Here is a 25,312-nt window from a genome sequence, read left to right as displayed (position 1 = left end):
CCGGCACCCTCCTGGGGCGCGCCCTTCCCCTGGCAGCCCCCAGGGCCCCGGACACGTCATCGGACCCACCGGGCGGGCCCCTCCGCCCTCTCCAGTCACAGCCGTGTCGCCTCGCCGGAGTTGTGGGCGGGATCGGACACCCACAGCCCCCGACACCACGGGGGGAGGTGTCCCACACCGCACACAACTCCCCCATCCCGGTGCTGCTGTGACCGAGGAGACGGGTGGGGCTTCCCCTGTGGGGCAGGCGGGGCCGGTGAGGTACCCGGGCGCAGCCACGGGCGGCACAGGCCCCCGACCGGACCCGCGAGCCGACCGGCCCGGCAGCCAGCCACCCGGCCACACCCACGCCTCCACCCCCGCCGCCAGGCGGGGCAACACCCCGGCCCAGCCCCGCACCCGCCCCAGCCACCCGCCTGAACCCCGACCCATCACCCTCCCGCAGCCGCCGAGCCGACCCCAGAAGCCCCATGCCACTGCCGCGCACCCACCACTCGCCGGAGCGAGGTCCTGTACCGCAACCCACAGACGGCCGCCAGCCGCCTAGCCAAGCCGCGCCGCCCCATTCCACTGCCGCGCCTGCCCCGGCCGGGTCGCCTCGGCCACGAACCCCGCACCGCAGGGCGCCCCTCCCGGGCCCGTTCCCCCGGGCCGCCCTCCGAGTGGGAAAAGGCGGGCGGAGGCGGCCGGTCAAGGGTGGGCGAAGCCCATCGGCGAAGCCGACGCGAAGCGCCCTTGACGGGCCGCCGGAGCCCGCCACACTCGGAGAGAGGGCGGCCCACACGCCCACCATGGGCGGGACGTTCGCCCCCGGGGCGTCGGTGGCGGCCCACACGCCCACCATGACCGGCGGGCCGGTGCGGCGGCTGTACGGCTCCGTACGCATACCATCGCAGGGTGCACGATGACGACAGCTCCAGTCCCGTCCGCCGCAAGCTCGTGCTCACGGTCGGCGCGCCGCTGGCCGCCACGCTGGCCGCCGCGCTCGCCGGGTGGCTGGCCTGGCAGGCGATGAGCAGCGACGGAGGCGAGCGGGTACCGAAGGCGCTCGGGCCGCTGCCGGTCGCTTCCGACGTGGTGCAGGGCACCCCGCCCGCCCCCGTCGCGCGGCCCCTCGCCGGAAAGACCGTCGTGATCGATCCGGGTCACAACCCGGGCAACTTCGATCACCCCCGTGAGATCAACCGGCTCGTGGACATCGGAACGAACCGCAAGGAATGCGACACAACCGGTACGTCCACGAACTCCGGTTACACGGAAGCCGCATTCACCCTGGATGTTTCACACCGTCTTCGCACCCTGCTCCAGAAGCAGGGCGCGACGGTGACCCTCACTCAGGACGCCGACCGCCCCTACGGCCCGTGCATCGACGAGCGCGCCCGCATCGGCAACGCGGCGAAGGCCGACGCTGTGGTGTCGGTCCACGCGGACGGCTCGGGCACCGGCAACCGCGGCTTCCACGTGATCCTCCCCGCACTGGTCAAGGGAGGTGCGGCCGACACGACGCGGATCGTCGGCCCGTCACGCGCCCTCGGCGAGCGCATCGCGCGGGAGTTCGCGCTGGCCACCGGAACCGCTCCGGCCAACTACATCGGCGGGGGTACCGGTTTGGACGTACGCAAGGACCTCGGCGGACTGAATCTGTCGACCGTGCCCAAAGTCTTCGTCGAATGCGGCAATATGCGTGACCCGAAGGACGCCGCATTGCTGACAGACACGGCATGGCGGCAGAAAGCGGCCCAGGGAATCGCGGCCGGCGTCAGCACCTACCTGCGGGACTAGGTCCGGCGGGCGGTAGCCTGCCGGGGGTCCGGGGTCGCCCCGGACCCAGACCCGTACAGCATCCGTACGATGGGGCCGGCCACCCCCGTGCTTCGCGCCACCCCGACGAGACGAACCGACGAAGGACTCTTACACGTGAACATCCGCTCCCTCACTCGAGGCGATGGCGTGGTGATCGGAGCAGCGGTGGTGCTGTTCATCGCCTCGTTCCTCGGCCTCACCAGTTTCGACTGCCCCAGTGGGGTCGACTGCTCCGGCTTCGAGAAGACCAACGCCTGGGACAGCCTGGGCCTCTTGATGAGCATGTTCCTCTCCGGCGTCATCGGGGCGGCGCTGATCGTCGTCGGCCGGGGCATGCCCGGCCGCAAGATCGCGGGGATCGACCTGGGCCAGTTCGGCGTGGCCTTCTGCATCTTCGCGCTGTGGACGGCGTTCTGGACCATCATCGACATGGACGCCGACGCCGGCGCCGGCATGATCCTGGGCCTGCTGGCCACCATCGCGCTCGCCGCGGCCGCGGTCGCCGCTCCGCTCGTCCCGGCGCTCAAGGCCCCGCTCATGGGCGCGCCGCGGCCGCAGCAGCCGCAGCCGTACGGCGGGCAGCCGCAGGCCGGTTACGGCTACCCGGGCGCGCAGCAGCCGCCGTACGGCGGGCAGCCCGAGGGCGGTTACGGCTACCCCGGTACGCAGGGGGGCCAGCCGGCCCAGCCGCAGCCCCCGCAGGGTGGCCAGCAGCCGCAGCCGCAGCCGTCGCAGGGTGCCGGTCAGGCCGCGCCCGCCTCGGACTTCTCGCCGTTCTGGTTCGCCGTTCCGGTGGCCCGTCCGCTGTACGCGGAGGACGGCTCCCCGACGCCGATCGCCGAGCTGGCGCCCGGCACCTGGTACCTGGCGGTCGAGCAGCGCGGCCAGGGTCTGGTGGCCCAGACGCAGGACGGCCGCCGTGGCGTGCTCCAGGACACGACGGGCATCCAGCGCGGCTGACCCATCGTCGTACGCGTACGGCCCCTCGCCCTTCCGGGCGGGGGGCCGTTGTCGTACAGTCACCCCGGTACCTGACGGATCGTCAGACAGGGGCGTCATGCGGCTCGGACTGGCACTCGGCTACTGGGGGCGCGGCCCGAACCCCGCCCACCTCGAACTGGCCCGCGAGGCCGAGCGGCTCGGCTACGACTCCGTCTGGACCTCCGAGGCGTGGGGCTCGGACGCGTTCACCCCCCTCACCTGGATCGCGGCGCACACCACCCGGATCCGGCTCGGTACGGCGATCGCGCAGATGGCCGCCCGGGCGCCGACCGCCACCGCCATGCACGCGCTGACCCTCGACCACCTCTCGGGCGGCCGGATGATGCTCGGGCTCGGCCTGTCGGGGCCGCAGGTCGTCGAGGGCTGGTACGGCCGCCCGTTCCCCGCCTCGCCGCTCACCGCGACACGCGAGTACGTCGACGTCGTCCGCCAGGTCCTGCGCCGCGAGGCGCCGGTGGCGCTGGACGGCCGCTTCCACTCCCATCCGTACGCCGGCGAGGACGGCACCGGTCTCGGCAAACCGCTCAAGCCGATCACCCACCCGCTCCACGCCGACCTGCCGATCCTGCTCGGCGCCGAGGGGCCGAAGAACATCGCCCAGACGGTCCGGATCGCCGACGGCTGGCTGCCGCTGTACTGGTCACCGCTGCGGCCGGACGCGTACGACGTGAAGGACGTGAAGGACGAGCACGACGTACCGCACGGGTTCATGGTCGCGCCGCTGGCCCGCGCGCAGCTCTGCGACGACGTCACCGAGGGTCTGCTGCCCGTCAAGGCGATGCTCGGCTTCCACATCGGCGGCATGGGGCACACCACCCGCAACTTCCACGCCGACCTGATGGCCCGCATGGGGTACGAGGCCGAGGCGCGCCGCGTCCAGGAGCTGTTCGCCCAGGGCCGCCGCGAGGAGGCGGTCCTCGCCATTCCGGACGCCTTCGCGGACGAGATCTCGCTGGTCGGTCCGCGTGAGCGCATCGCCGAGCGACTGGAGCTGTGGCGCGCGGGCCCGGTCACCGACCTGCTGGTGACGTCTCCTGACGTGGCGACGCTGCGGGTGCTGGCGGAGCTCAACGCGTAGGCCACGACGTCACCGTACGGGTTTCAGGGGCGGCGGAGCGGCAACGCGTTGAGCATGTCTCCCCGTCGCAGCAACGGAAGTCACCAGGCGGCCACCGCGATCGCGGTCGTCGCCGACGTCATGGCCGCGATCATCGGCCTGTGGATCCTGATGTACCTGTTCGACGCCAACCGGGCCAACGACCTGGTGCAGTTCGTCCAGGAGGCGGCCCGCTGGCTGGCCGGCTGGTCGCACGATCTGTTCACGTTCGACGCGGCGTGGCTGCGGGTCGTGGCGGGCTACGGTCTCGCCGCGCTCGTGTACCTGCTCCTCGGCCATGCCCTCGCCGGCCGGCTGCGCCGGTACTAGTACCGGGTGCCGACCGGCGACGACATGGGCCTCAGCGAGCGGCGCCCCATGTGTGGGCGACGTCCACCACGAGGCGGTCGGGCAGGTGCAGGACCCGGAACGGCAGCCGGGCGCGGACGCCGAGGCCGATCTGGGTGTCACCCTCGAAGCTGCCGACGAACCGGGCGTCCTTGAACGTGCGGTACCCGGTGAGGTTCACACCGGGCAGCGGCTGGGCCACCTTCCCCCGGTAGGTCTGTCCGCCGGTCTCGGGGTTGTAGCTGGGCGCGGCGATGCGCACTTCCAGACGGGCTCCGCCGGCGACCGGGACGTACTGGCCTGAGCCGTCCTGGTACACCCGGTCGACGTACCGGATGTGGTAGCCGATCTTGCTGCTGCCGATGCCCGGCGCGTGGAAGACCATGCGGTCGAAGCAGTCGTGGCGGCCGGTCCTGATGTCCACCAGGGAGGCGGTCGCGGCGCTGACGCCGGTCTTCTGGGCGCTGCCCCAGCCGGTGGGGCAGACAGCGGTGGCCTGCGTGGTCACTGCGGGGGCCGCCTCGGCGGGCACCGTCAGCATCCCGAATCCGGCGCCTGTGAGCAGGAGCGTCACCAGTGCCGTGGCGCGTCGTTTCATTGTTTTCCCCTGACGCTGGGCCTTTATTGTGTTGGACGATCGGGACAGCGGGATGGTTGCGGACGAATCGCCCGCAACACCGTCTCGATCGGTGAACTCGGGTACCCCGCCCCGAGGCTGGCGAATCCGGGCGGGGGCGGGTTCAGGCCATCACGCCGTCACGCCACCGCACCGTCACGCCATCGCGTCGTCACGCCGTTACGCCATCCCGCCGCCGCGCCGTCACCGGCAGCAGTCCGGGGCCAGGCCGTGTGGCAGCCGCTCGCCGCCGAAGACCGCGGTCGTCGCCTCGTCTCCCCCCAGGGCCGCCACCGCCAGCAGCAGGGAGCCCGCCGTCCAGGTGGTGAGCTCCTCGGGCCAGAAGGCGCGGTTGCCCTCGAAGACGTACCCCGTCCAGTACATGCCACCGTCGGCGCGCAGGTGGCCGATGGACTGGAGAATCTCCAGCGCGCGGTCGGACTCGCCCATCACCCACAGCGTCAGGGCCAGTTCGCAGCTCTCGCCGCCCGTCACCCAGGGGTTGGGCAGGACGCAGCGTACGCCGAGGCCGGGGACCACGAAGTCGTCCCAGGCGCTCTCGATGCGCTCCTTGGCGGCCGCGCCGGTGACGGCGCCGCCGAGGACGGGGTAGTACCAGTCCATCGAGTAGCGGTTCTTGTCGAGGAACCGCTCCGGGTGGTGGCGGATGGCGTGGGCGAGCGCGCCGGCGGCCAGCTCCCAGTCGGGCTGGGGCTCCTCGCGCTCCTCGGCGATGGCCAGGGCGCAGCGCAGCGCCTGGTGGATGGAGGAGGAGCCGGTCAGCAGGGCGTCGGTGATGGGCGTGCCGTCGGGCTCGCGCTTCCAGCCGATCTGGCCGCCGGGCTGCTGGAGCCGCAGCACGAACTCCACGGCCGCGTAGACGACGGGCCACATGCGGTCGAGGAAGGTGTCGTCGCCGGTGGAGAGGTAGTGGTGCCAGACGCCGACCGCTATGTAGGCGCAGAAGTTGGTCTCGCGGCCGTGGTCGGTGACCTGGGTGTGGTCGCCGTCGTGGTAGGCGGCGTACCACGAGCCGTCCTCGTTCTGGTGGCGGGCGAGCCACTCGTAGGCGCGGGCGGCCGCGTCGTGCTCGCCGGCCGTGTCCAGGGCCATGGCCGCCTCGGTGTGGTCCCACGGGTCGAGGTGGTGGCCGCGGAACCAGGGGATGGCGCCGTCCTCGCGCTGGACGGCGAGGATGCCGGCGACGGTCTCGGCGGCCTGCTCGGCGGTGAGGACGCCGGGCAGGACGAGGTGTTCGGTCCTCTCGGGGCTCGTCACGCGGTCTCGGCCTCGGCCTTCGGGAGGTGGGGCTTGGTCGCGTACGCCACGAAGCTCTTGCCCATGACCGGGTTGAGGGCCCGCTCGGCGAGGCGGGTGGCCAGGGGCTTCTTCATGATGTCCCAGACCAGCAGCTTGTGGTACGCGCGCACCGGCAGGGCCTTGTCGTTGTCGACGCCGAACGCGCACTTGAGCCACCAGTACGGCGAGTGCAGCGCGTGCGCGTGGTGGGTGCCGTACGGCTTGAGGCCGGCCTCGCGGATCTTGGCGAGGAGTTCGTCGGCCTTGTAGATACGGATGTGGCCGCCCTCGACCTCGTGGTACGCGTCGGAGAGTGCCCAGCAGACCTTCTCGGGGCCGTAGCGGGGGACGGTGACGGCGATGCGGCCGCCCGGCTTGAGGACGCGGACCATCTCGGCGAGGACGCCCTTGTCGTCCGGGATGTGCTCCATGACCTCGGAGATGATCACGACGTCGAACGACTCGTCGGGGAAGGGCAGGTTGAGCGCGTCGCCCTCCATGGCGGTGGCGGTCGCTCCGGCGGGCGCCTCACCGGCCTCCTTCATGGCGGCGAACCACTTGGCGACCTCGCGGATCTCCTCGCCGTTCTGGTCGAGGGCGACGACCTGGGCTCCGCGCCGGTAGCACTCGAAGGCGTGCCGCCCGGCACCGCAGCCCAGGTCGAGGACGCGGTCGCCGGGGGCGAGCGGGAAGCGGGTGAAGTCGACGGTCAGCACGGGGACGGCCTGCTTTCACGGAGGGGGGAAGGTGTACGGGGGTGGGTCACCGGCGGGCTCCGCGCGCCGCGATCGCCTCGCGGTACAGCTCCGCCGTGCCCTGGGCCGCGCGGGCCCAGGTGAACCTGTCCAGCACCCGGGCGCGGCCGGCCGTGCCGAGGCGGGTGCGCAGTTCGGCGCCGGCGTCGCCGAGGAGTCGGCCGAGGGCCGCCGCGAGGGCGCCGGCGTCGCTGGGCGGGACGGCCAGGCAGGTCTCGCCGTCGGGGCCTGCGACCTCGGGGATCGCGCCGCCCGTGGTGGCGACCAGGGGCGTCCCGGTGGCCATGGCTTCGGCGGCGGGCAGCGAGAACCCCTCGTACAGCGAAGGTACGCACGCCACTTGGGCGCCCCGGTACAGGTCCACGAGCTCGGCGTCCGTGATGCCCTTGACGAACCGGACGGCGCCGTCGAGCCCGTACCGCTCGATGGCCTGGGCGACCGGCCCGTCCTCGGCGCGCTTGCCGACGACGACGAGGTGGGCGTCGGGGTTCTCGGTGCGGAGCTTGGCGAGTGCCTCGACGAGGTGGACGAGGCCCTTGAGCGGGACGTCCGCGCTGGAGGTGGTGACGATCCGGCCGGGCACCTCGGGGACGGCCGGGTCGGGGGACCACAGGTCGGTGTCGGCGCCGATGTGGACGACGCGGATGCGGTCCTGCCGTACGCCGAGGTGCTCGACGATCTCGTCGCGGGAGGTGCCGGAGACGGTGAGTACGGAGGGGAGGCGGCGCGCGACGCGCTTCTGCATGCGCGTGAAGGCGTACCAGCGGCGGACGGAGGCGCGGCGCTTCCAGTCGGGCGCGGCGTCGAGTTCCAGCTGCCGGTCCACCGTGATGGGGTGGTGGATGGTGGTAACGAGCGGGGCGCCGAGGTCGCCGAGGAGGCCGTAGCCGAGGGTCTGGTTGTCGTGGACGACGTCGAAGTCGCCGCGCCGGGCGGCCAGGTGGCGGCGGGCGCGCAGCGAGAAGGTGAGCGGCTCGGGGAAGCCGCCGGTCCACATGGTGGCGACTTCGAGGGCGTCGATCCAGTCGCGGTACTCGTCGCGCTTCGGCGTGCGGAAGGGGTCGGGCTGCCGGTAGAGGTCGAGGCTGGCGAGCTCGGTGAGGGGGACGCCGTCGTCCAGTACGGGGTAGGGCTGGGAGCCGATCACCTCGACGCGGTGCCCGAGGCGGGCGAGTTCGCGGGAGAGGTGACGTACGTAGACGCCTTGTCCGCCGCAGAACGGGTTCCCCTTGTACGTAAGGAGCGCGATGCGCAGCGGGAGGTCGTCGCCCCCGGTGACACCGCCGCGGGGGCCTGCCTCTATGGCCTCAGCGGTCACTCGCGGCCCCCTTCTTGCCTGCGTTTCGCCGGAGCCTAACCGGTCGCGCTAATCTAGAACAAGTTTCAGACTTGATCGTCCAAGGAGCTTCGAATCTACCGGCAGGTAGCGCCGCTGTGAGGGCCGGAACAGGTGATTCACGCCACGACGGGCGCCGCCGGGCGGTACCGGCCCGTGGGCACACCGGTACGCCATGGAACGGAACGAACGACGGAACGGGACAGATGACAGCGGAAGACAGACCGGCGTCGCCGCCGCTCACCGAGCGCCAGGAGGCGCGCCGCCGCCGGATCCTCCACGCCAGCGCGCAGCTGGCCGGCCGGGGCGGCTTCGACGCGGTCCAGATGCGCGAGGTCGCCGAGGCCGCCGGGGTCGCGCTGGGCACGCTGTACCGGTACTTCCCGTCCAAGATCCACCTGCTGGTCGCCACCATGCAGGACCAGCTGGACCACCTGCACACGACGCTGCGCAAGCGCCCGCCGGCCGGGGAGTCCGCCTCCCAGCGGGTGGCCGAGACGCTGATGCGCGCCTTCCGCGCCCTCCAGCGCGAGCCGCACCTCGCGGACGCGATGGTGCGGGCGCTGACGTTCGCGGACCGCAGCGTGAGCCCGGAGGTGGACACGGTGTCCCGGCAGACGACGGCGATCATCCTGGACGCGATGGGTCTGGAGCACCCGACGCCGCAGCAGCTCTCCGCGGTGCGGGTGATCGAGCACACCTGGCACTCGGCGCTGATCACCTGGCTGTCGGGCCGGGCGTCGATCGCCCAGGTGAAGATCGACATCGAGACGGCGTGCCGTCTGATCGACCTGACGACCCCGGACGCCACCCCGGGGCCCGGACCCACAGCCTGACGCCCCGCCCACTTGGGCGGCCCCCGCCGGGATCCCGCCCGCCCGTTGCGGGCGGCTCGCCCCGCACGTCGTGGGCGGCTCGCCCCGCAGGGCGGTGCCTCGACCCGTTGTGGGCAGTCGCCCCCGCAGGGCCCCGCCCTTCCTTCCCGTTGTGGGCAGTCCTTCCGCAAGGCGGAACGGGTGGGCACAACGGAACGGCACGGCGCCCTTTCTCGGTTCCCCCCGGGGCGGTGCGGGTCGGCGGCCTGCCGGGGGGTGGGGGGCGTGGCCCCTCCGGGCTCGTCTCTCCCCCAGAGGGGGCACCCCTCGAGGCCGGCGGCCTTGGGTACGGAACAAGGGAACCCATCAGACGCCGCCAACCTCTGCGGGGACGACCCTGCACGGCCCCGCCCCGGCCGTCGGCCGACTGCGGGGCGGTGGGGGGCACGGCCCCGCACTGGGTGGGTGTTACTGGGTGTTCTTGTTCTTCTCCAGGTCTTCCCGGAAGGCCTTCTCGCACGCCGGGCTGTTGTCCGTGGCGATGAACATCACGGTGACGAAGCCGCCCTGCCCGTGGTGGCTCGCCTTCAGCGTCCAGCCGCTCTTGGCCAGCGACTTGATCACCGAGCCCTTCTGGTCGAAGCTCTGCGACTCCTTCCAGCCGTTCTTGGCGAGGGCCGCGACCGTGTCGTCGTAGGACTTCTTCGTGTCGGTGGCCTTCTCGCCGTCGACCGCCCAGTCGACCATGCAGGACGCGAGGGCCGGCGGGACGTCGTCCGAGGGCTTCTTGGTGAAGCCCGCCGCCGTCGCCGCGTCGCCGATCTCCTTGGTCACCGCCGCCGCGTCCAGGCTGCCGCCCTCCGCCTCCGCGCCCGCACCGGCCGGGGCCGGGGAGCCGGACGTGGGGCCCGTTCCCTTGTCCGTACCACCGCCGCCGCAGCCCGCGACCAGCAGCACCACACCGGCGGCCGCGGCCGCCAACTTCGCCTTGCGCACGAATCTCCCGATCCCGCGTGCACGTGGGCCCCTTGCCCTCGTGATCAAGGGAGAAGTTTCGCATGGTCGTGGTGGGCGGGCCGGGCAACGACGGGCACCGCGCGCCGTTCCTTCGCGGCTCCTTCACTCTTCGTCAGGGGGGAAGACCTGCTCGCCGCCGTCCGCCAGTGCGATCGTGATCGCCTCCACCGGGCAGCCCTCGGCCGCGGCGAGGATCCGCTCGTCGGCGTCGGTCCGGGCGGCCCGTGGGCGGGACTGCCGGGCGGTGTCCAGGGCGAAGCCGTGCGGGGCGTGGTGCGCGCACATGCCGGAGCCGATGCAGACGTTGCGGTCGACCTCCACGTGCCAGCGGTCGCCCATCACCGTGCCTCGTGGCCGGCGGGGAGGTGGATCATCTTGTACTCCAGGTACGCGTCGTAGCCCTCGGGTCCGAACTCCCGGCCCAGGCCCGAGTTCTTGTAGCCGCCGAACGGGCCCAGCATGTCCAGGCTGAAGGTGTTGACGTTGAAGGTGCCGGTGCGGACCTGGCGGGCGAAGTCGATGCCGTGGTCGACGTCGGCGGTCCACACGCTGCCGCTGAGGCCGTACTCCGAGTCGTTGGCGATCTTGAGGGCCTCGGCCTCGTCCCCGTACGGCAGCAGGCAGATCACCGGGCCGAAGATCTCCTCGCGGGCGAGGCGCATGTCGTTGTGGACGTCGCCGAAGAGGGTCGGCTCGACGTACCAGCCGCGCTCGTGGCCGGCCGGGCGGCCACCGCCCGCGAGGATCTTGGCGCCCTCCTCCTGGCCGATGCGGATGTAGTCGAGGGACCGCTGCTGCTGGCGCCGGGCGACGAGCGGGCCGACCTGGGTGGCCGGGTCGAGCGGGTCGCCGACCACCAGGGCGCCGGCCGCCGCGGCGAGGGCTTCGGCGAACTCGTCGTACCGGGAGCGCGGGGCGAGGATCCGCGTCTGGGCCACGCACGCCTGGCCGTTGTTCATCCAGGCGGCCGGGACGATCCCGGCGACGGCGGCCTCCAGGTCGGCGTCCGGCAGGACGACGGCCGCGGACTTGCCGCCCAGCTCCAGGGTGACGCGCGTGAGGTTGCGCGAGGCGACCTCCATCACGCGCTTGCCCGCCGCGACGGAGCCGGTGAAGGACACCTTGTCGACGCCGGGGTGGCCGACCAGGTACTCGCTGACCTCCCGGTCGGCGGGCAGGATCGACAGCACGCCCTCCGGCAGCCCGGCCTCCCGTGCGATGTCGGCCAGGATGTACGCGTCCAGGGGTGTCTCCGGCGACGGCTTGAGCACCACCGTGCAGCCGGCCAGCAATGCCGGGCCCAGCTTCGCCGCGGCTGTGAACTGCGGGACGTTCCACGGCACCACCGCCGCGACCACCCCGACCGGCTCGCGCCGCACCAGGATCGGGCCGAGGACGCCGGCGCGCTCCACTTCGTACGGGTGGTCGCGGGCGACCGTGATCGCCGCGTCCCACACCATCATCGCGCCGAGCGCCTGCGCGAGGACGCTCCACGAGTAGGGGGAGCCGTTCTGCGCGCTGACCGTCCGGGCGATCTCCTCGTGCCGTACGGCGATGGCGTCCTTGATACGGGTGACGACGGCGATCCGCTCGTCCAGGGACATCCGGGGCCAGGGGCCCTCGTCGAAGGCCCGGCGCGCCGCCGCGACCGCGCGGTCGACGTCGGCCCGGGAAGCGTGCGGCACCCGGCCGATGACCTGCTCGGTGTGCGGCGAGGTCACTTCGATGACGTCGTCGCCGAGGGGGTCGGCGAACTCGCCGCCGATGAACAGCTTTCCGTGCTCGACCAGCTCGGTCATGGCGCGCCGCCTCCCGCAGTTTCTGACACTGTCTCAGAACTGATACCAGTTCTAGTTATACTGGGCAATGGCCGTACCGCCGTGGGGAGATGAGGGCTCATGCCACCAGGACCGCAGGTGCACGACCACGGGGGCGGCGTATCGAGCATCGCGGTCACCATCCCGGACAACCCCCTCGGCCACACCCTCGTCCACGTCGTCGACACCGACCGGGGCCCCGTTCTCGTCGACACCGGCTGGGACGACCCCGGCTCCTGGACCGAGCTGTGCGAGGGGCTCACCGCGCTGGGCACCTCCGTCCGGGACGTCCACGGCGTCCTCGTCACCCACCACCACCCCGACCACCACGGCCTGTGCGGCCGGGTCCGGGAGGCGTCCGGCGCCTGGATCGCCATGCACGCCGCCGACATCGCCGTCGTACGCCGCACCCGTGACGCCGAGCCGGGCGCCTGGCTCGACTACCTGCTGGCGAAGCTCACCGCCTCCGGCGCGCCCGACGAGCACACCGCCCCGCTGCGGTCCGCACGCGCCGGTGCCCTCCCTCTGCCGCAGCCCGTCCTGCCCGACCGGGAGATCGCGCCCGGGGAGCTGCTCGACCTGCCGGGGCGGCGGCTGCGCGCCATCTGGACGCCCGGCCACACGCCCGGTCACGTCTGCCTGCACCTGGAGGAGGAGCACCCGGCTCGCCGGCCCGGCCATGGGCGGCTGTTCTCCGGCGACCACCTGCTGCCCGGGATCAGCCCGCACATCGGGCTGTACGAGGACCCCGACGACGCGACCGTGACGGATCCTCTCGGGGACTACCTGGACTCGCTGGAGCGGGTCGGCCGGCTCGGTGTCGCCGAGGTGCTCCCCGCCCACCAGCACGCCTTCACCGGCGCCGAGGAGCGGGTGCGGGAGCTGCTCGCCCACCACGAGGAGCGGCTGACCGGCCTGGCCGGCCTGCTCACCACCCCGCTCACCCCCTGGCAGCTCGCCGAGCGCATGGAGTGGAACCGCCCCTGGGACCGCATCCCGTACGGCTCGCGCACCATCGCCGTCTCGGAGGCGGAGGCGCACCTGCGGCGGCTGGTGAAGCTGGGGCGCGTGGAGCCGGTGCCGGGCAGCGACCCCGTGACGTACCTGGCTGTATGACCCACCGGTAGAGTGAGCGGGTCGTCATCATGCCCGTACGGGGGGAAGCCGGTGCGAATCCGGCGCTGACCCCGCAACCGTGAACCGCCGTCTTCCCGGCGGTGAGCCGGATCGCCCCGTACGCGCACGTGTTCGGCTCGCGTCACCGGGATCGACCGCCCGGTGACCGGCACCGTCGAGGAGTACGGGGCCGGAGCCTGGTGCCTTTCGCGTGCCGGTGCCCGGCTCCCGCAGGAGAGGCCACCGAAGCCATGACCACCGTTCGCGTCCGCCACGGCGCCGCGGCGCTCGCCGCCGCCGTGCTGCTGTCCGGGACCGCGACCCTCGCGTACGCGGCCCCCTCTCCCGCGCCGTCGCCGGTGATCCCCGCCGGCCTGTACGGCACGAAGGACCCCACGTACGACGGGGTGTGGCGGCAGTCGCTCGCCTTCATGGCCCAGCAGGTGTCCGGCGTCGAGCCGAACCGCAAGGCCGTGGACTGGCTGCTGAAGCAGCAGTGCGACAGCGGCGGCTTCGCCTCCTACCGCCCCGACCCGGCCAGGACCTGCGACCCGAAGACGCTGCTGGACACCAACGCCACCGCCGTCGCCGTACAGGCGCTGTCCGGCGTCGACAGGCCCGAGGCGGCGGAGCCCGGGACCGACCCGGTCAGCAAGGCCATGGGCGCGGGCGCGGCCTGGCTGAAGGGCGTCCAGAACGAGGACGGCGGCTGGGGCTACAACCCCGGCGCGCCCAGCGACGCCAATTCCACGTCCCTCGTCGTCAGCGCGCTCGCCGCGACCGGCCACCGGCCCGGCGAGATCCGGTCGAGCGGTGGGAAGACGCCGTACGACGCGCTGCTCGGCTTCGCGATCCCCTGCGACGCCAAGGAGGGCGCGGGCGCCTTCGCCTACCAGCCCGACCCGAAGACCGGCGCGCTCGTCGCGAACGGTGACGCCACCGCCGCCGCCGTGCTCGCCGGGCTGGGCAAGGACCTCCAGACGCGGGGGGCGAGGCCGGAGCAGAAGCCGACCTGCGCCACCGGGGGTAAACCGAGCGTGGAGCGTGCCGCCCGCAACGGCGCCGCCTACCTGGTCAACAGCCTGGCCGGCACCGGCCACCTCGATCTGCCGCCCATGCCCGGCGCCGCCACCACCGCGCCCCAGCCGGACATCGGCAACACGGCCGACGCCGTCATCGCCCTCGGCGCGGCCGGGCACATCGGCATGGCGACCGGTGCCCTGGAATGGCTGAAGCAGAACTCCGCCGCGTGGGCCAGGGAGAACGGCCCCGCCGCCTGGGCCCAGCTGGTCCTCGCCGCCCACACGGTGGGCGCGGACGCCCGTGACTTCGGCGGCGTCGACCTCGTACAGCAGCTCAACGCGACCGGTCCGGCGCCGAAGTCGCTGCCTCTGGAGGAGGGGACGCAACAGCGGGAGACGGAAGAGGAGCCGGGCTTCAACGTCTGGCTCGCCGTCGCCGTCTTCCTGGTCGCCGGCATGGGCATCGGGTTCCTGCTCAGCGGCCGCAAGCGGGACCGGCAGCGGTGATGCGCGCCCGGATCCTGGTCCCGCTGCTCGCCGCCTGTGCCGTGCTGCTCGGCCTCGCCGGACCCGCGCAGGCGGCCGGTTACCGCTACTGGTCGTTCTGGGAGAGCAGCGGGGGTGGTTGGACGTACGCCACGCAGGGTCCGGGCACCGCCCGGCCCGCCGACGGTGACGTGACGGGCTTCCGGTTCGCGGTGAGCCCCGACTCCCAGAACGCGCCCCGGCCGCGCCGGGCGCCCGACTTCGCCGCGATCTGCGGTGCGACGCCCGCCGAGGACGGCACCAAACGGATCGGCCTGGTCATCGACTTCGGTACGCCGGCCGACGCCTCGGAGTACGAGCCAAAGCCGCCGCCCGCGCTGCGCACCGCCTGCGCGCGGGTGCGTACGGACGCGACGACCGCTGACGCGCTCGCGGCGGTCGCCGAGCCGCTGCGGTACAACAACCAGGGCCTGCTGTGCGCGATCGCCGACTATCCCAGGACGGGGTGCGGTGAGCTGGTGTCGTGGAACCCCCGGCCGGAGGCCTCCACGCCGGACCCGGCCCGGTCGCCGTCCGGGTCGCCCGAGTCCCACCCCGTCATGGACCTCGAACCCGGCCCGTCGATCGGACTCGTCGCCGGTCTGGCCGCCGTCGCCGTCCTGGGCGCCGCCGCCGTGTGGCAGGCCCGCCGTCGTCGCCGGTGAACCTCCGCGCACCGGAGGCGAACCGCTCCAACGCGCTGCACGCGGGCGCGTGGTGGCTGTGGGCGCTGGGCCTGGCCGTCGCCGCGTCCCGCACGACCAACCCGCTGCTGCTGGGGCTGCTGGTCGGCGTGGCGGGGTATGTGGTGGCGGCCCGCCGCACCGATGCGCCGTGGGCGCGCTCGTACGGCGCGTTCGTGAAGCTGGGCCTGGCCGTGCTGGTGATCCGGCTGGTGTTCTCGGTGGTCCTCGGTTCGCCCATCCCCGGTACGCGTCTGCTGGTGACGCTCCCCGAAGTGCCGCTGCCCGCCTGGGCGCAGGGCGTGCGGATCGGGGGCCCGGTGACCGCCGAGCAGCTGGTGTTCGCGCTGTACGACGGGGCGAAGCTGGCGACGCTGCTGATCTGCGTGGGCGCCGCGAACGCGCTCGCGAACCCGGCGCGGCTGCTGAAGTCGCTGCCGGGTGCGCTGTACGAGGTGGGAGTGGCCGTGGTCGTCGCGATGACGTTCGCGCCGAACATGGTCGCCGATGTGGTGCGGCTGCGCACCGCGCGGCGGCTGCGGGGGCGGCCGGCGGGCGGGGTGAAGGCGGTGCTCCAGGTGGGGCTGCCGGTGCTGGAGGGTGCTTTGGAGCGGTCGGTGGCGGTCGCCGCGTCGATGGACGCGCGGGGGTACGGGCGGACGGCGCCGGTGCCGCGCGGGGTGCGGCACGCGACGACGGTGCTGACGCTGGGCGGTCTGCTCGGGGTGTGCGTCGGGGCGTACGGGCTGCTGGCGGCTTCCGGGGGCGCGTACGCCGTGCCGCTGGTCGGGGCGGGGGTGGTCATGGTGCTGGCGGGGCTGCGGCTGGGCGGCCGCCGTTCGGTACGTACCCGGTACCGGCCGGACCGGTGGGGTGCGCGGGCCTGGCTGGTGGCGGGGTCGGGGGCGGTGGTGGCGGCGCTGGTGGTCGCCTTCGACGCGGCGGCGCTGCACCCCGGTGTCGTCCCGCTCGCCGCGCCGGAGCTCCCGGTGTGGCCGGCGCTGTCCGTTCTGGTGGGCCTGCTGCCCGCGTTCGTGGCCCCGTTGCCGACCTCGCTGCCGACCTCGCTGCCGACCTCGTTGCCGAAGGAGTCCGTGTGATCCGGTTCGAGAACGTGACGGTGACGTACGCCGACGCCGGCGCGCCCACGCTGGTGGGTGTCGACCTGGCCGTCCCGGAGGGCGAGCTGGTGCTGCTGGTGGGCCCGTCCGGGGTGGGCAAGTCGACGCTGCTGAACGCGGTGTCGGGCCTGGTGCCGCACTTCACGGGCGGCACTCTGCGCGGCCGGGTCACCGTCGACGGCCGTGACACCCGTACCCACAAGCCGCGTGAGCTGGCGGATGTCGTCGGCACGGTGGGCCAGGACCCCCTCGCGCACTTCGTCACCGACACGGTGGAGGACGAGCTGGCGTACGGCATGGAGTCGCTGGGCCTCGCGCCCGAGGTGATGCGGCGCCGGGTGGAGGAGACCCTGGACCTGCTGGGCCTGGCGTCGTTGCGGGACCGGCCGATCGCGACGCTGTCGGGCGGCCAGCGGCAGCGGGTCGCGATCGGCTCCGTGCTGACCCCGCACCCGAAGGTGCTCGTGCTCGACGAGCCGACGTCGGCGCTGGACCCGGCTGCCGCGGAGGAGGTCCTCGCGGTCCTGCAGCGCCTGGTCCACGACCTGGGCACCACGGTGCTGATGGCCGAGCACCGCCTGGAGCGGGTGGTCCAGTACGCCGACCAGGTGGCGCTGCTGGGCGCCCCCGGCGCCCCGGTGGTCCTCGGGCCTCCGGCCGAGGTGATGGCCGTCTCCCCCGTCCACCCCCCGGTGGTCGCCCTCGGCCGCCTGGCGGGCTGGGACCCGCTTGCGCTGTCGGTCCGCGACGCGCGTCGCCGCGCGGGCGGGCTGCGGGAACGGCTGGTGGGGCTTTCCCCGGTACGTGGGGATACGACGGGGTACCCCCAGGCTCCCGCCTCGCGCGAGCGGTCGGCCCCGGAGGCGCCGTCCGGTGTGCGGGCGGTGCTGAGCCGCCTGCTGCGCGGCGACGCGGCCGCCCCCGCCGGGAGCGCCGGGAACGCCGGGAACGCCGGGGGTCCCGTCGCCCAGGTGCGGGGGCTGGACGTGCGGCGCGGGCGGGTCGAGGCGCTGCGGGACGTCGGGCTGGACGTGCGGGCCGGGGAGACCGTGGCGGTCATGGGGCGCAACGGGGCCGGGAAGTCGACCCTGCTCGGGGCGCTGGCCGGGATGGTCGAGCCGGCGGGCGGCAGCGTGCTCGTGGGTGGCCGGGTTCCGCACCGGACGCCACCGAGGGAGCTGGTCCGGCAGGTGGGGCTCGTACCGCAGGAGCCACGTGACCTGCTGTACGCGGACACCGTGGCCGCCGAGTGCGCGGCCGCCGACGCCGACGCGGGTGCCGGGCCGGGGGCCTGCCGGGCCCTGGTGTCGGAGCTGCTGCCGGGCGTGGCCGACGGCACGCATCCCCGGGACCTGTCGGAGGGGCAGCGGCTCGCCCTGGCGCTGGCAGTCGTGCTGACCGCCCGGCCCCCGCTGCTGCTGCTCGACGAACCGACGCGGGGGCTGGACTACGCGGCGAAGGCCCGGCTGGCCGGCGTGCTGAAGGGTCTGGCCGCCGACGGGCACGCCATCGTCATGGCGACGCACGACGTGGAGCTGGCCGCCGAGCTGGCGCACCGGGTGGTCGTCCTGGCCGAGGGGGAGGTCGTCGCGGACGGGCCGACGCATGAGGTCGTCGTCTCCTCGCCCGCCTTCGCCCCGCAGGTGGCGAAAATCCTGGCGCCGCAGCCGTGGCTGACCGTCTCGCAGGTGGAGGCGGCCCTGTGACCGCGCGTCCGGTGCGGCTCGGGCCCCGCTCGGTTGCCGCCCTCGTACTGATCAGCGCCATCGGGGTGGTCGCCTTCGGCTGGCCGCTCCTCGCGGACGGCTCGTCGGTGCTGGCGGGCCGGTCCCAGGACGCGCCGTGGCTGCTGGCCGTGCTGCTGCCGCTGCTGGTGGCCGTGGTGGTGGCGACGATCGCCGACTGCGGGATGGACGCCAAGGCGGTGGCGATGCTGGGGGTGCTGGCGGCGGTCGGCGCGGCGCTGCGCCCGCTGGGCGCGGGCACGGCGGGCCTGGAGCCGATGTTCTTCCTGATGGTGCTGAGCGGCCGTGTCCTCGGCCCGGGGTTCGGTTTCGTGCTGGGCGCGGTGACGATGTTCGCGTCGGCGCTGCTGACCGGCGGGGTGGGCCCGTGGATGCCGTTCCAGATGCTGTCGATGGGCTGGTTCACGATGGGCGCGGGGCTGTTGCCGGGGCCGGCCCGGCTGCGGGGGCGGGGTGAGCTGCTGATGCTGTCGCTGTACGGGGCGGTGGCGGCGTTCGCGTACGGGACCGTGATGAACCTGCAGGGCTGGGTGACGCTGCAGGGGATGGGCAGCGGGATCTCGTTCCATCCCGGTGATCCGGTGCACGAGAACCTGGTCCGGTTCGTGGCGTACTGCGCGGCGACGTCGCTCGGCTGGGACCTGGGGCGGGCGGCGCTCACCGTCGTCCTGGTGCTGACCATCGGATCGACGGTTCTGAAGGCGCTGCGCCGTGCGACACGGCGGGCGGCCTTCGAGGCGCAGGTCACATTCGAAGGCGCCGAGAGGGCCTGAAAGGGTCCTTCGAGGGTGAGCCGCCCCACAGGACCTAGGTCACATACGAGGGACGATAGTGGGGCAGAACGGACAGCCGTCCGGCCCGTATCCTCCCGTGGCGACCTGCACTGATCGCCCTCGGGGGCGGCGAGACCTTCCGCCCCCGAGTCCGGCTTCGCCTAGTAACAGAGGTCCTTGCAGCGGCGGAACCGCCCTGTTTCTCTGGTGATGTCGCCGGGCGCAGCTCGCATCGCAGCGCTCCTGGCAGCCCCGTCCCCCCGCCCCTGGCGTGGTCCGGCATGCCTGTGCGACGTCCCGTGTCCCCGACGTTAGGTCACCCACGTGTTCCGCTCGCTCGTCAGCCGTTTCTCCGCCCGTCCCAAGTCCCTCGCCGCCGGCGCCGCCGTGCTGCTGGGCGCCACCGGCGCCGTGCTGGGCACCACCGCTCCGGCTCAGGCGGCCTCCGCGCAGGACATCGCGAAGAAGATGGTCCCGGCGGGCCAGTACCAGTGCTTCAGCAACATCGTGGAGCACGAGTCCAGCTGGAACCCGACCGCCACGAACTCCTCGTCCGGCGCCTACGGCCTGGTGCAGGCCCTGCCGGCCTCGAAGATGTCGTCGGCCGGTTCGGACTGGAAGACCAACCCCGCCACTCAGATCGAGTGGGGCCTGGACTACATGAACGACCGCTACGGCAGCCCGTGCGGCGCCTGGAACTTCTGGCAGGCCAACGGCTGGTACTGAGCCACACCCGGCAGATGACGACGCAGGCCCCGGTGAACGACGTTCACCGGGGCTTTCCCGTTTCACCGGGGCTTCCCGTTTCCAGGGGCGTCACAGCCGCTGGATGATCGTGCCCGTCGCCAGCCCGCCGCCCGCGCACATCGTGACGAGCGCGAACTCCTGGTCGGCCCGCTCCAGTTCGTGCAGCGCGGTGGTGATGAGCCGCGCGCCCGTCGCGCCCACCGGGTGACCGAGGGCGATGGCTCCGCCGTTGACGTTGACCTTCTCCAGGTCCTGGTCGAAGACCCGCGCCCAGCTGAGCACCACGGACGCGAAGGCCTCGTTGATCTCGACGAGGTCGATGTCCTTGAGCGACATTCCGGCCTTGCCCAGGACCGCGCGGGTGGCGTCGATGGGCCCGTCGAGGTGGAAGTGCGGGTCGGAGCCGACGAGGGCCTGGGCGACGATCCGGGCGCGGGGTTTCAGTTTCAGCGCCCGGGCCATGCGCTTGGACGCCCACATCAGGGCGGCGGCGCCGTCGGATATCTGGGAGGAGTTCCCGGCGGTGTGGACGGCGGTCGGCATGATGGGCTTGAGCCGGGCGAGCGCTTCCATGCTGGTGTCGCGCAGCCCTTCGTCGCGGTCGACGAGCCGCCACATGCCCTGCCCCTCGCGCTGCTCCTCCTCCGTGGTCGGCACCTGGACGGCGAACGTCTCACGCTTGAAGCGCTCCTCCGCCCACGCGGTGGCGGCGCGCGCCTGCGACAGCAGCCCGAGCTCGTCGACGCAGCCGCGCGTCAGGCCCCGGTGGCGGGCGATGCGCTCGGCGGCCTCGAACTGGTTGGGCAGGTCGACGTTCCACTCGTCGGGGAAGGGCTTTCCGGGCCCGTGCTTGGAGCCACTGCCGAGCGGTACGCGGGACATGGCCTCGACGCCGCAGCTGATGCCGACGTCGATGACCCCGCAGGCGATCATGTTGGCGACCATGTGGGAGGCCTGCTGCGAGGAGCCGCACTGGCAGTCGACGGTGGTGGCGGCGGTCTCGTAGGGCAGGCCCATGGCCAGCCAGGCGGTGCGGGCGGGGTTCATGGACTGTTCGCCGGCGTGGGTGACCGTACCGCCGACGATCTGTTCGACGCAGTCGGCGTGGATGCCGGTGCGGCCGAGGAGTTCGCGGTAGGTCTCACCCAGGAGGTAGGCGGGGTGGAGGTTGGCGAGTGCGCCTCCACGCTTCCCGATGGGGGTGCGTACGGCTTCGACGATGACGGGTTCCGCGGCCATGAGCTCGTCCTCTCCTCGCCCGCCCGCGAGGCGTCCCGGCGCCCGCGCGGGGGGCTGTGTGTGGTCGGGGACACCCCCCAGCCCCCGGACTCGAACTAGTACGCGTTCTAGTTCTTCCCTCAGTCTTATGAGGGCTACCGCCGGTACGCAAGGGTCGTGCACACAACGGAAGGCCCCATGGCTCTTGCCACTTGTGGAACCCGTTACTACCTTTCGGACAATTCTGATGGGCCGTCAGACATGGAGATCGCCGATGACCTGCCCCCATCTCCCCCCGCTGCCCCAAGGGTTCGACTTCACCGACCCCGACCTCCTCCAAGCCCGCGTCCCGCTGCCCGAGTTCGCCGAGATGCGGCGGACAGCCCCGGTCTGGTGGTGCGCGCAGCCGCGCGGCATCTCCGGGTTCGACGACGAGGGGTACTGGGCGGTGACCCGGCACGCCGACGTCAAGTACGTATCGACGCACCCGGAGCTGTTCTCGTCGAACACCAACACCGCGATCATCCGGTTCAACGAGAGGATCAGCCGCGACCAGATCGACGCCCAGAAGCTGATCATGATCAACATGGACCCGCCCGAGCACACCCGGGTCCGCCAGATCGTCCAGCGCGGCTTCACGCCCCGCGCGATCCGGTCCCTGGAGACCGCCCTGCGCGACCGGGCCCGCTCCATCGTGGAGACGGCGGTCGCGAACGCGGGCGACGACGGCTCCTTCGACTTCGTCACCAACATCGCCGTCGAACTGCCGCTCCAGGCCATCGCCGAGCTGATCGGCGTGCCCCAGGAGGACCGCGTCAAGATATTCGACTGGTCCAACAAGATGGCGGCGTACGACGACCCCGAGTACGCCATCACCGAGGAGGTCGGCACCGAGGCGGCCATGGAGATCGTCTCGTACGCGATGAACCTGGCCGCCGCGCGCAAGGAGTGTCCGGCCAAGGACATCGTCTCCACGCTGGTCGCGGCGGAGGACGAGGGCAACCTCGCGGGCGACGAGTTCGGCTTCTTCGTCATCCTCCTCGCGGTGGCGGGCAACGAGACCACCCGTAACGCCATCAGCCACGGCATGCACGCCTTCCTCACCCACCCCGAACAGTGGGATCTGTACAAGCGGGAGCGCCCCTCGACGGCGGCCGAGGAGATCGTCCGCTGGGCCACCCCCGTCGTCTCCTTCCAGCGCACCGCCACCCGCGACCTGGAACTCGGCGGCCAGAAGATCAAGGCGGGCGACCGGGTCGGCCTGTTCTACTCCTCCGCCAACAACGACCCCGACGTCTTCGACCACCCCGAACGCTTCGACATCACCCGCGACCCCAACCCCCACATCGGCTTCGGCGGCGGAGGCCCGCACTTCTGCCTCGGCAAGTCGCTCGCCGTCCTGGAGATCGACCTGATCTTCAACGCCATCGCCGACGGTCTGCCCGGCCTCCGCCTCGCCGGCGACCCGCGCCGGCTGCGCGCGGCCTGGCTGAACGGCATCAAGGAGCTCCAGGTCAGCCTCGGCCCCCGTACCTCTTGAGTCCTGCCCATACCCACTGAAAAGGTGGGTGCGACCAGTACGTCGCAACGGGAACGGTGGGCACATGGGTGAGGAACAACTGAATCAGCAGCACGGGGAGTGTCCGGAGCGTCTGGCGGTCACCGAGCGGACCCGGCACCGGAGGCTGCGGGAGAAGGGCAGCACCCTGCGCTCGGACCTCGACGACATCCTGCGCGCCGGATTCGTCTGCCACCTCGCCGTGGTCGTCGACGGGGCACCGCTGGCCGTACCGACCGTCTACGGCGTGGACTTCGAGGCCCGTGTGCTCTACCTGCACGGCTCCGTCGCCAGCCGCAGCCTCGTCCAGTCCCCCGGCGCCCCCGTGTGCGTCACCGTCACCCACGTCGACGGGCTGGTCCTCGCCCGTTCCGTCTTCGAGCACGGCGTCAACTACCGCTGCGCCATGGTCCACGGCACCCCGCGCCGCGTCACCGACCGCGAGGAGCTGCTGCACGGGCTGCGCGTGCTGACCGAGAACTGCGCACCCGGGCAGTGGGAGTACGCGCGTACGCCCAGCAGGAAGGAGCTGGCGGCCACCTCGCTGCTCGCCCTGCCGCTCGACGAGGCGTCGGTGAAGATCGCGGTGGGCCCGCCGGACGACGGGGAGGGCCCGGACGCCGAGCTGGGCCTGTGGGCCGGGGTCGTTCCGTACCGGCCGGTCTTCGGCGCCCCCGAGCCCGACCCGCTGCTGCCCGCCGGCCTGCCGGTACCCGCGCACATCGCGGCCCTCGCCGGGCGTGGATGACCCCGTGGACGTGGTGGTGTGACGTACGTTCGGTTCCATGAGCCTGGAGCGATGGACCGCCGTGGACGACTACCTCACCGACATGCTCGCGCCCGCCGACGAGGCACTGGCCGCCGCGCTCGCCGACAGCGACGCGGCGGGCCTGCCGGCGATCGGCGTGACGCCACCGCAGGGCAAACTGCTGCACCTGCTGGCCCGCACGCAAGGCGCGCGCACGATCCTGGAGATCGGCACGCTCGGCGGCTACAGCACCATGTGGCTGGCCCGCGCGCTGCCGGCGGACGGCAGGCTGATCTCGCTGGAGTACAACCCGGAGCACGCCGGCGTCGCCCGCGCGAACCTCGCCCGGGCGGGGCTGGACAAGGTGGCCGAGGTACGGACGGGCGCGGCCCTCGACACGCTGCCGAAGCTGGCCGAGGAGGGCGCCGGCCCGTTCGACCTGGTCTTCATCGACGCCGACAAGCCCAACAACCCGCGGTACGTGGAGTGGTCGCTGCGGCTGACCCGGCCGGGCAGCCTGATCATCGTCGACAACGTGGTACGCGGCGGCGCGATCACCGACGAGACGTCGGCGGACCCGTCGGTGATCGCGACGCGCGAGATGTTCGACCTCGTCGCCCGCGACCCCCGCCTGGACGCCACGGCGCTCCAGACGGTGGGCGGAAAGGGCTACGACGGAATGCTGCTGGCCCGCGTGGCGGCCTGAGCGGCCGTCACACCCGCAGCAGCCGCTCGGCCATGGCGCGGTAGGCCTGGAGCGTGACGCGCAACTGCTCGGTGTCCGGCTCGTGTTCGCCGTCCCCGTCCCAGTCGGCGCGAAGGGCGCGGCGGTGCTCGGTCAGGGCTTCCGTGAGGCGGTCGGCAGCCGCGTCCAGCACGGCGGCGGCCTCCTCCACGGACCGGTGCGGGCTCTCGACGAAGCCGGTCAGCGCCTGCTGCATGCGCGAGCCGAGCTCGTCCCGTGCCTCGTCCGGCACCAGCGGCGCGGAAACGCCCGCCACGTCCCCCGTCCGACGCGTGGCGCCGGACCCGGACCCGGACCCGGCGCCGGCCGGGGCGTGGGCCGTGTGCGACGTACTGGTCCCTTCGTCGGCGGTGGCCCCTGCGGAGGCTGCCGCTCCGGTCGGAGCGCCGGACGCGGCGGTCCGGTCCGAGGCACCCGCCCCGGTGGGGGCGGCGGGGTCGGTGGGCAGAGCCGACCCGGCGGGAGCGGCCGAACCGACCGGAGCGGCCGAACCGGTGGGGCCGGTGGGGCCGGTGGGTGGCGGGGCGGCGGCACCGTCCCGGGCGGCGGCTTCGTTCAGGGTGCCGACCCGGTACGAGGTACCGGAGCGGTGCGGGGTGTCGGGACCCGCCGGAGCGGTGGGTTCCGGGGGCACACGGGTGCCGGTGCCGGGCAGGTCGCCCGCGGGGGGCGCGGTGCCCGGGGTGTCGGCTCCGTGAGGGGGACGGGCCCCGGCGGGGATGTCGGGTCCGGTCGGCTTCTGCGGGGGCATCAGGCGCCACTCCCCTTCGGCCAGGGCGCGTGGACCCGGTGGCCGCGGGCGGCCGGGCGGCGCGGGGCGTGGCGGGCGTGGTCCTCGGGCTGCGCGGTGACCAGCGCCTCGAACAGCCGCCGCGCGTCGATCATCGCGGCACGCAACTCCTCGGTGCCGGCGCCGGTGCCGGTACCTGTACCGGCGTCCGCTCGGGCGGTGCGGTGCACGCGCCGGTAGCCGTCGACGTGGTGGGCGTGGTGCACGGACAGCGCGGCCACCTGCTCCTCGTACGCGGAGGCCGCCGGGAAGCCGCGGTCCTCCGCCAGCCGGGCCAGCAGCCGGTCCGCCTCGGCGACGGCCTGGCGCGGCGCGTCGACGAACTGCTCCTGGAGGCCCGCCCACAGGGCCACGTACTGTTCGCGGGCCTCACGCGACAGCGGCCGCGGCCGCAGGTCGCCGTGGCGCGTGACGCGCTCGGCGAGTTCGCGTTCGGCGGCCTTGGTGTCGCCGTCGTGCAGGGCGACCGTCCGCTCGTACTCGGGGCCGAACCGCCGCTTCAGCCCGCGGCCGCGCCTGCCGCCCGCCTTGCCGGGGCCCACGTACAGGACCGCGGCGACCACGGCGGCGAAGACGACGACCAGAGCGACGACGATCAGGACAGTGGACATGACTGT

The 25,312-nt window shown here is 73.1% G+C and carries 25 protein-coding genes and 1 riboswitch; of the genes, 15 read left to right on the top strand and 10 right to left on the bottom strand.

Going from position 1 to position 25,312, the window contains the following annotated elements; translation table 11 throughout:
* Positions 1 to 897: 897 nt before the first annotated feature.
* From AMK26_RS03830 to AMK26_RS03815, 4 genes are all read left to right on the top strand, one after another.
* Positions 898 to 1,782 (top strand): N-acetylmuramoyl-L-alanine amidase, encoded by an 885-nt coding sequence (locus AMK26_RS03830; RefSeq protein ID WP_443333136.1) that lies wholly within the window; start codon positions 898 to 900, stop codon positions 1,780 to 1,782.
* A gap of 135 nt (positions 1,783 to 1,917) precedes the next feature.
* Entirely contained in the window at positions 1,918 to 2,763 is an 846-nt protein-coding gene (locus AMK26_RS03825) for a hypothetical protein (protein ID WP_073751878.1), read from the top strand.
* Positions 2,764 to 2,860: 97 nt separating this feature from the next.
* On the top strand, positions 2,861 to 3,883 hold the full coding sequence (locus AMK26_RS03820) for an LLM class F420-dependent oxidoreductase (protein ID WP_073751876.1): 1,023 nt from the start codon (positions 2,861 to 2,863) through the stop codon (positions 3,881 to 3,883).
* A gap of 54 nt (positions 3,884 to 3,937) precedes the next feature.
* On the top strand, positions 3,938 to 4,231 hold the full coding sequence (locus AMK26_RS03815) for a hypothetical protein (RefSeq protein ID WP_073751874.1): 294 nt from the start codon (positions 3,938 to 3,940) through the stop codon (positions 4,229 to 4,231).
* 31 nt (positions 4,232 to 4,262) lie between these two features.
* Here the strand turns inward: AMK26_RS03815 and AMK26_RS03810 are convergent, their stop codons facing one another.
* From AMK26_RS03810 to AMK26_RS03795, 4 genes are all read right to left on the bottom strand, one after another.
* Positions 4,263 to 4,847, bottom strand: coding sequence for an AMIN-like domain-containing (lipo)protein (locus tag AMK26_RS03810; RefSeq protein WP_443333135.1), 585 nt, complete (start codon positions 4,845 to 4,847; stop codon positions 4,263 to 4,265).
* Positions 4,848 to 5,069: 222 nt separating this feature from the next.
* Complete coding sequence (locus AMK26_RS03805) at positions 5,070 to 6,143, bottom strand: prenyltransferase/squalene oxidase repeat-containing protein (protein WP_073751872.1); 1,074 nt, start codon at positions 6,141 to 6,143, stop codon at positions 5,070 to 5,072.
* Complete coding sequence (locus tag AMK26_RS03800) at positions 6,140 to 6,880, bottom strand: class I SAM-dependent methyltransferase (protein ID WP_073751870.1); 741 nt, start codon at positions 6,878 to 6,880, stop codon at positions 6,140 to 6,142. The genes AMK26_RS03805 and AMK26_RS03800 overlap by 4 nt, the downstream gene beginning before the upstream one ends.
* Before the next feature lie 46 nt (positions 6,881 to 6,926).
* Entirely contained in the window at positions 6,927 to 8,237 is a 1,311-nt protein-coding gene (locus AMK26_RS03795) for a glycosyltransferase family 4 protein (RefSeq protein WP_073751868.1), read from the bottom strand.
* A gap of 224 nt (positions 8,238 to 8,461) precedes the next feature.
* Here AMK26_RS03795 and AMK26_RS03790 point away from each other — a divergent pair, with 224 nt between their 5' ends.
* Positions 8,462 to 9,091 (top strand): TetR family transcriptional regulator, encoded by a 630-nt coding sequence (locus AMK26_RS03790; RefSeq protein WP_073751866.1) that lies wholly within the window; start codon positions 8,462 to 8,464, stop codon positions 9,089 to 9,091.
* Positions 9,092 to 9,538: 447 nt separating this feature from the next.
* On the opposite strand, the gene AMK26_RS03785 is transcribed toward AMK26_RS03790, so the two are convergent.
* From AMK26_RS03785 to AMK26_RS03775, 3 genes are all read right to left on the bottom strand, one after another.
* Positions 9,539 to 10,066, bottom strand: a complete 528-nt coding sequence (locus AMK26_RS03785; RefSeq protein WP_073751864.1) for a hypothetical protein — start codon at positions 10,064 to 10,066, stop codon at positions 9,539 to 9,541.
* A gap of 123 nt (positions 10,067 to 10,189) precedes the next feature.
* Entirely contained in the window at positions 10,190 to 10,426 is a 237-nt protein-coding gene (locus AMK26_RS03780) for a ferredoxin (RefSeq protein WP_079277432.1), read from the bottom strand.
* Positions 10,426 to 11,886 (bottom strand): aldehyde dehydrogenase, encoded by a 1,461-nt coding sequence (locus AMK26_RS03775; RefSeq protein ID WP_073751860.1) that lies wholly within the window; start codon positions 11,884 to 11,886, stop codon positions 10,426 to 10,428. The genes AMK26_RS03780 and AMK26_RS03775 overlap by 1 nt, the downstream gene beginning before the upstream one ends.
* A gap of 99 nt (positions 11,887 to 11,985) precedes the next feature.
* Here AMK26_RS03775 and AMK26_RS03770 point away from each other — a divergent pair, with 99 nt between their 5' ends.
* The 7 genes from AMK26_RS03770 (at position 11,986) to AMK26_RS03740 (ending at position 19,615) form a co-directional block, all read left to right on the top strand.
* Positions 11,986 to 13,020 carry an MBL fold metallo-hydrolase gene (locus AMK26_RS03770; RefSeq protein ID WP_073751858.1) on the top strand — a complete coding sequence of 345 codons (1,035 nt, stop codon included), beginning with the start codon at positions 11,986 to 11,988 and terminating at the stop codon, positions 13,018 to 13,020.
* A 42-nt stretch (positions 13,021 to 13,062) separates the two neighbouring features.
* Positions 13,063 to 13,188, top strand: a riboswitch (cobalamin riboswitch).
* 83 nt (positions 13,189 to 13,271) lie between these two features.
* Positions 13,272 to 14,549, top strand: coding sequence for a prenyltransferase/squalene oxidase repeat-containing protein (locus AMK26_RS03765; protein ID WP_073751856.1), 1,278 nt, complete (start codon positions 13,272 to 13,274; stop codon positions 14,547 to 14,549).
* On the top strand, positions 14,549 to 15,232 hold the full coding sequence (locus AMK26_RS38665; protein WP_073751854.1) for an SCO2322 family protein: 684 nt from the start codon (positions 14,549 to 14,551) through the stop codon (positions 15,230 to 15,232). The genes AMK26_RS03765 and AMK26_RS38665 overlap by 1 nt, the downstream gene beginning before the upstream one ends.
* The gene (locus AMK26_RS03755; protein WP_241837809.1) at positions 15,229 to 16,350 is read left to right on the top strand and encodes an energy-coupling factor transporter transmembrane component T; all 1,122 of its coding nucleotides are present in this window, start codon (positions 15,229 to 15,231) and stop codon (positions 16,348 to 16,350) included. The genes AMK26_RS38665 and AMK26_RS03755 overlap by 4 nt, the downstream gene beginning before the upstream one ends.
* On the top strand, positions 16,347 to 18,077 hold the full coding sequence (locus AMK26_RS03750) for an ABC transporter ATP-binding protein (protein WP_073751851.1): 1,731 nt from the start codon (positions 16,347 to 16,349) through the stop codon (positions 18,075 to 18,077). Before AMK26_RS03755 ends, AMK26_RS03750 begins: the two co-directional genes overlap by 4 nt.
* Entirely contained in the window at positions 18,041 to 18,889 is an 849-nt protein-coding gene (locus tag AMK26_RS03745) for an ECF transporter S component (protein WP_079277431.1), read from the top strand. Before AMK26_RS03750 ends, AMK26_RS03745 begins: the two co-directional genes overlap by 37 nt.
* Positions 18,890 to 19,213: 324 nt before the next feature.
* Entirely contained in the window at positions 19,214 to 19,615 is a 402-nt protein-coding gene (locus tag AMK26_RS03740) for a transglycosylase SLT domain-containing protein (protein ID WP_073751847.1), read from the top strand.
* Between the two features lie 90 nt (positions 19,616 to 19,705).
* Here AMK26_RS03740 and AMK26_RS03735 read toward each other — a convergent pair whose 3' ends face one another.
* On the bottom strand, positions 19,706 to 20,875 hold the full coding sequence (locus AMK26_RS03735; protein ID WP_073751845.1) for a steroid 3-ketoacyl-CoA thiolase: 1,170 nt from the start codon (positions 20,873 to 20,875) through the stop codon (positions 19,706 to 19,708).
* Between the two features lie 253 nt (positions 20,876 to 21,128).
* Here AMK26_RS03735 and AMK26_RS03730 point away from each other — a divergent pair, with 253 nt between their 5' ends.
* The 3 genes from AMK26_RS03730 (at position 21,129) to AMK26_RS03720 (ending at position 23,866) form a co-directional block, all read left to right on the top strand.
* Complete coding sequence (locus AMK26_RS03730; protein WP_073751843.1) at positions 21,129 to 22,394, top strand: cytochrome P450; 1,266 nt, start codon at positions 21,129 to 21,131, stop codon at positions 22,392 to 22,394.
* Positions 22,395 to 22,458: 64 nt separating this feature from the next.
* Complete coding sequence (locus AMK26_RS03725; RefSeq protein WP_073751841.1) at positions 22,459 to 23,160, top strand: pyridoxamine 5'-phosphate oxidase family protein; 702 nt, start codon at positions 22,459 to 22,461, stop codon at positions 23,158 to 23,160.
* Positions 23,161 to 23,197: 37 nt separating this feature from the next.
* Positions 23,198 to 23,866: an O-methyltransferase gene (locus AMK26_RS03720; protein ID WP_073751839.1), complete on the top strand. Its 669-nt coding sequence runs from the start codon at positions 23,198 to 23,200 to the stop codon at positions 23,864 to 23,866.
* 7 nt (positions 23,867 to 23,873) lie between these two features.
* Here the strand turns inward: AMK26_RS03720 and AMK26_RS03715 are convergent, their stop codons facing one another.
* Entirely contained in the window at positions 23,874 to 24,656 is a 783-nt protein-coding gene (locus AMK26_RS03715; RefSeq protein WP_073751837.1) for a hypothetical protein, read from the bottom strand.
* Positions 24,656 to 25,306 (bottom strand): hypothetical protein, encoded by a 651-nt coding sequence (locus AMK26_RS03710; protein WP_073751835.1) that lies wholly within the window; start codon positions 25,304 to 25,306, stop codon positions 24,656 to 24,658. Before AMK26_RS03710 ends, AMK26_RS03715 begins: the two co-directional genes overlap by 1 nt.
* Positions 25,307 to 25,312 lie beyond the last annotated feature (6 nt).

Origin of the sequence: Streptomyces sp. CB03234 (assembly GCF_001905885.1) — a bacterium.
In the GTDB taxonomy this organism is placed as follows: Bacteria; Actinomycetota; Actinomycetes; order Streptomycetales; family Streptomycetaceae; genus Streptomyces.
Note: the sequence above shows the minus strand (reverse complement) of the source record. Positions and strands in the feature narration are given on the sequence as shown.

Bases quoted from the DNA above. Each gene is read 5' to 3' on its own strand.
- AMK26_RS03820 (WP_073751876.1), top strand. From the start codon at position 2,861: ATGCGGCTCGGACTGGCACTCGGCTACTGGGGGCGCGGCCCGAACCCC.
- AMK26_RS03815 (WP_073751874.1), top strand. From the start codon at position 3,938: ATGTCTCCCCGTCGCAGCAACGGAAGTCACCAGGCGGCCACCGCGATC.
- AMK26_RS03810 (WP_443333135.1), bottom strand. From the start codon at position 4,847: ATGAAACGACGCGCCACGGCACTGGTGACGCTCCTGCTCACAGGCGCC.
- AMK26_RS03790 (WP_073751866.1), top strand. From the start codon at position 8,462: ATGACAGCGGAAGACAGACCGGCGTCGCCGCCGCTCACCGAGCGCCAG.
- AMK26_RS03780 (WP_079277432.1), bottom strand. From the start codon at position 10,426: ATGGGCGACCGCTGGCACGTGGAGGTCGACCGCAACGTCTGCATCGGC.
- AMK26_RS03775 (WP_073751860.1), bottom strand. From the start codon at position 11,886: ATGACCGAGCTGGTCGAGCACGGAAAGCTGTTCATCGGCGGCGAGTTC.
- AMK26_RS03770 (WP_073751858.1), top strand. From the start codon at position 11,986: ATGCCACCAGGACCGCAGGTGCACGACCACGGGGGCGGCGTATCGAGC.
- AMK26_RS03765 (WP_073751856.1), top strand. From the start codon at position 13,272: ATGACCACCGTTCGCGTCCGCCACGGCGCCGCGGCGCTCGCCGCCGCC.
- AMK26_RS38665 (WP_073751854.1), top strand. From the start codon at position 14,549: ATGCGCGCCCGGATCCTGGTCCCGCTGCTCGCCGCCTGTGCCGTGCTG.
- AMK26_RS03735 (WP_073751845.1), bottom strand. From the start codon at position 20,875: ATGGCCGCGGAACCCGTCATCGTCGAAGCCGTACGCACCCCCATCGGG.
- AMK26_RS03730 (WP_073751843.1), top strand. From the start codon at position 21,129: ATGACCTGCCCCCATCTCCCCCCGCTGCCCCAAGGGTTCGACTTCACC.
- AMK26_RS03725 (WP_073751841.1), top strand. From the start codon at position 22,459: ATGGGTGAGGAACAACTGAATCAGCAGCACGGGGAGTGTCCGGAGCGT.
- AMK26_RS03720 (WP_073751839.1), top strand. From the start codon at position 23,198: ATGAGCCTGGAGCGATGGACCGCCGTGGACGACTACCTCACCGACATG.
- AMK26_RS03715 (WP_073751837.1), bottom strand. From the start codon at position 24,656: ATGCCCCCGCAGAAGCCGACCGGACCCGACATCCCCGCCGGGGCCCGT.
- AMK26_RS03710 (WP_073751835.1), bottom strand. From the start codon at position 25,306: ATGTCCACTGTCCTGATCGTCGTCGCTCTGGTCGTCGTCTTCGCCGCC.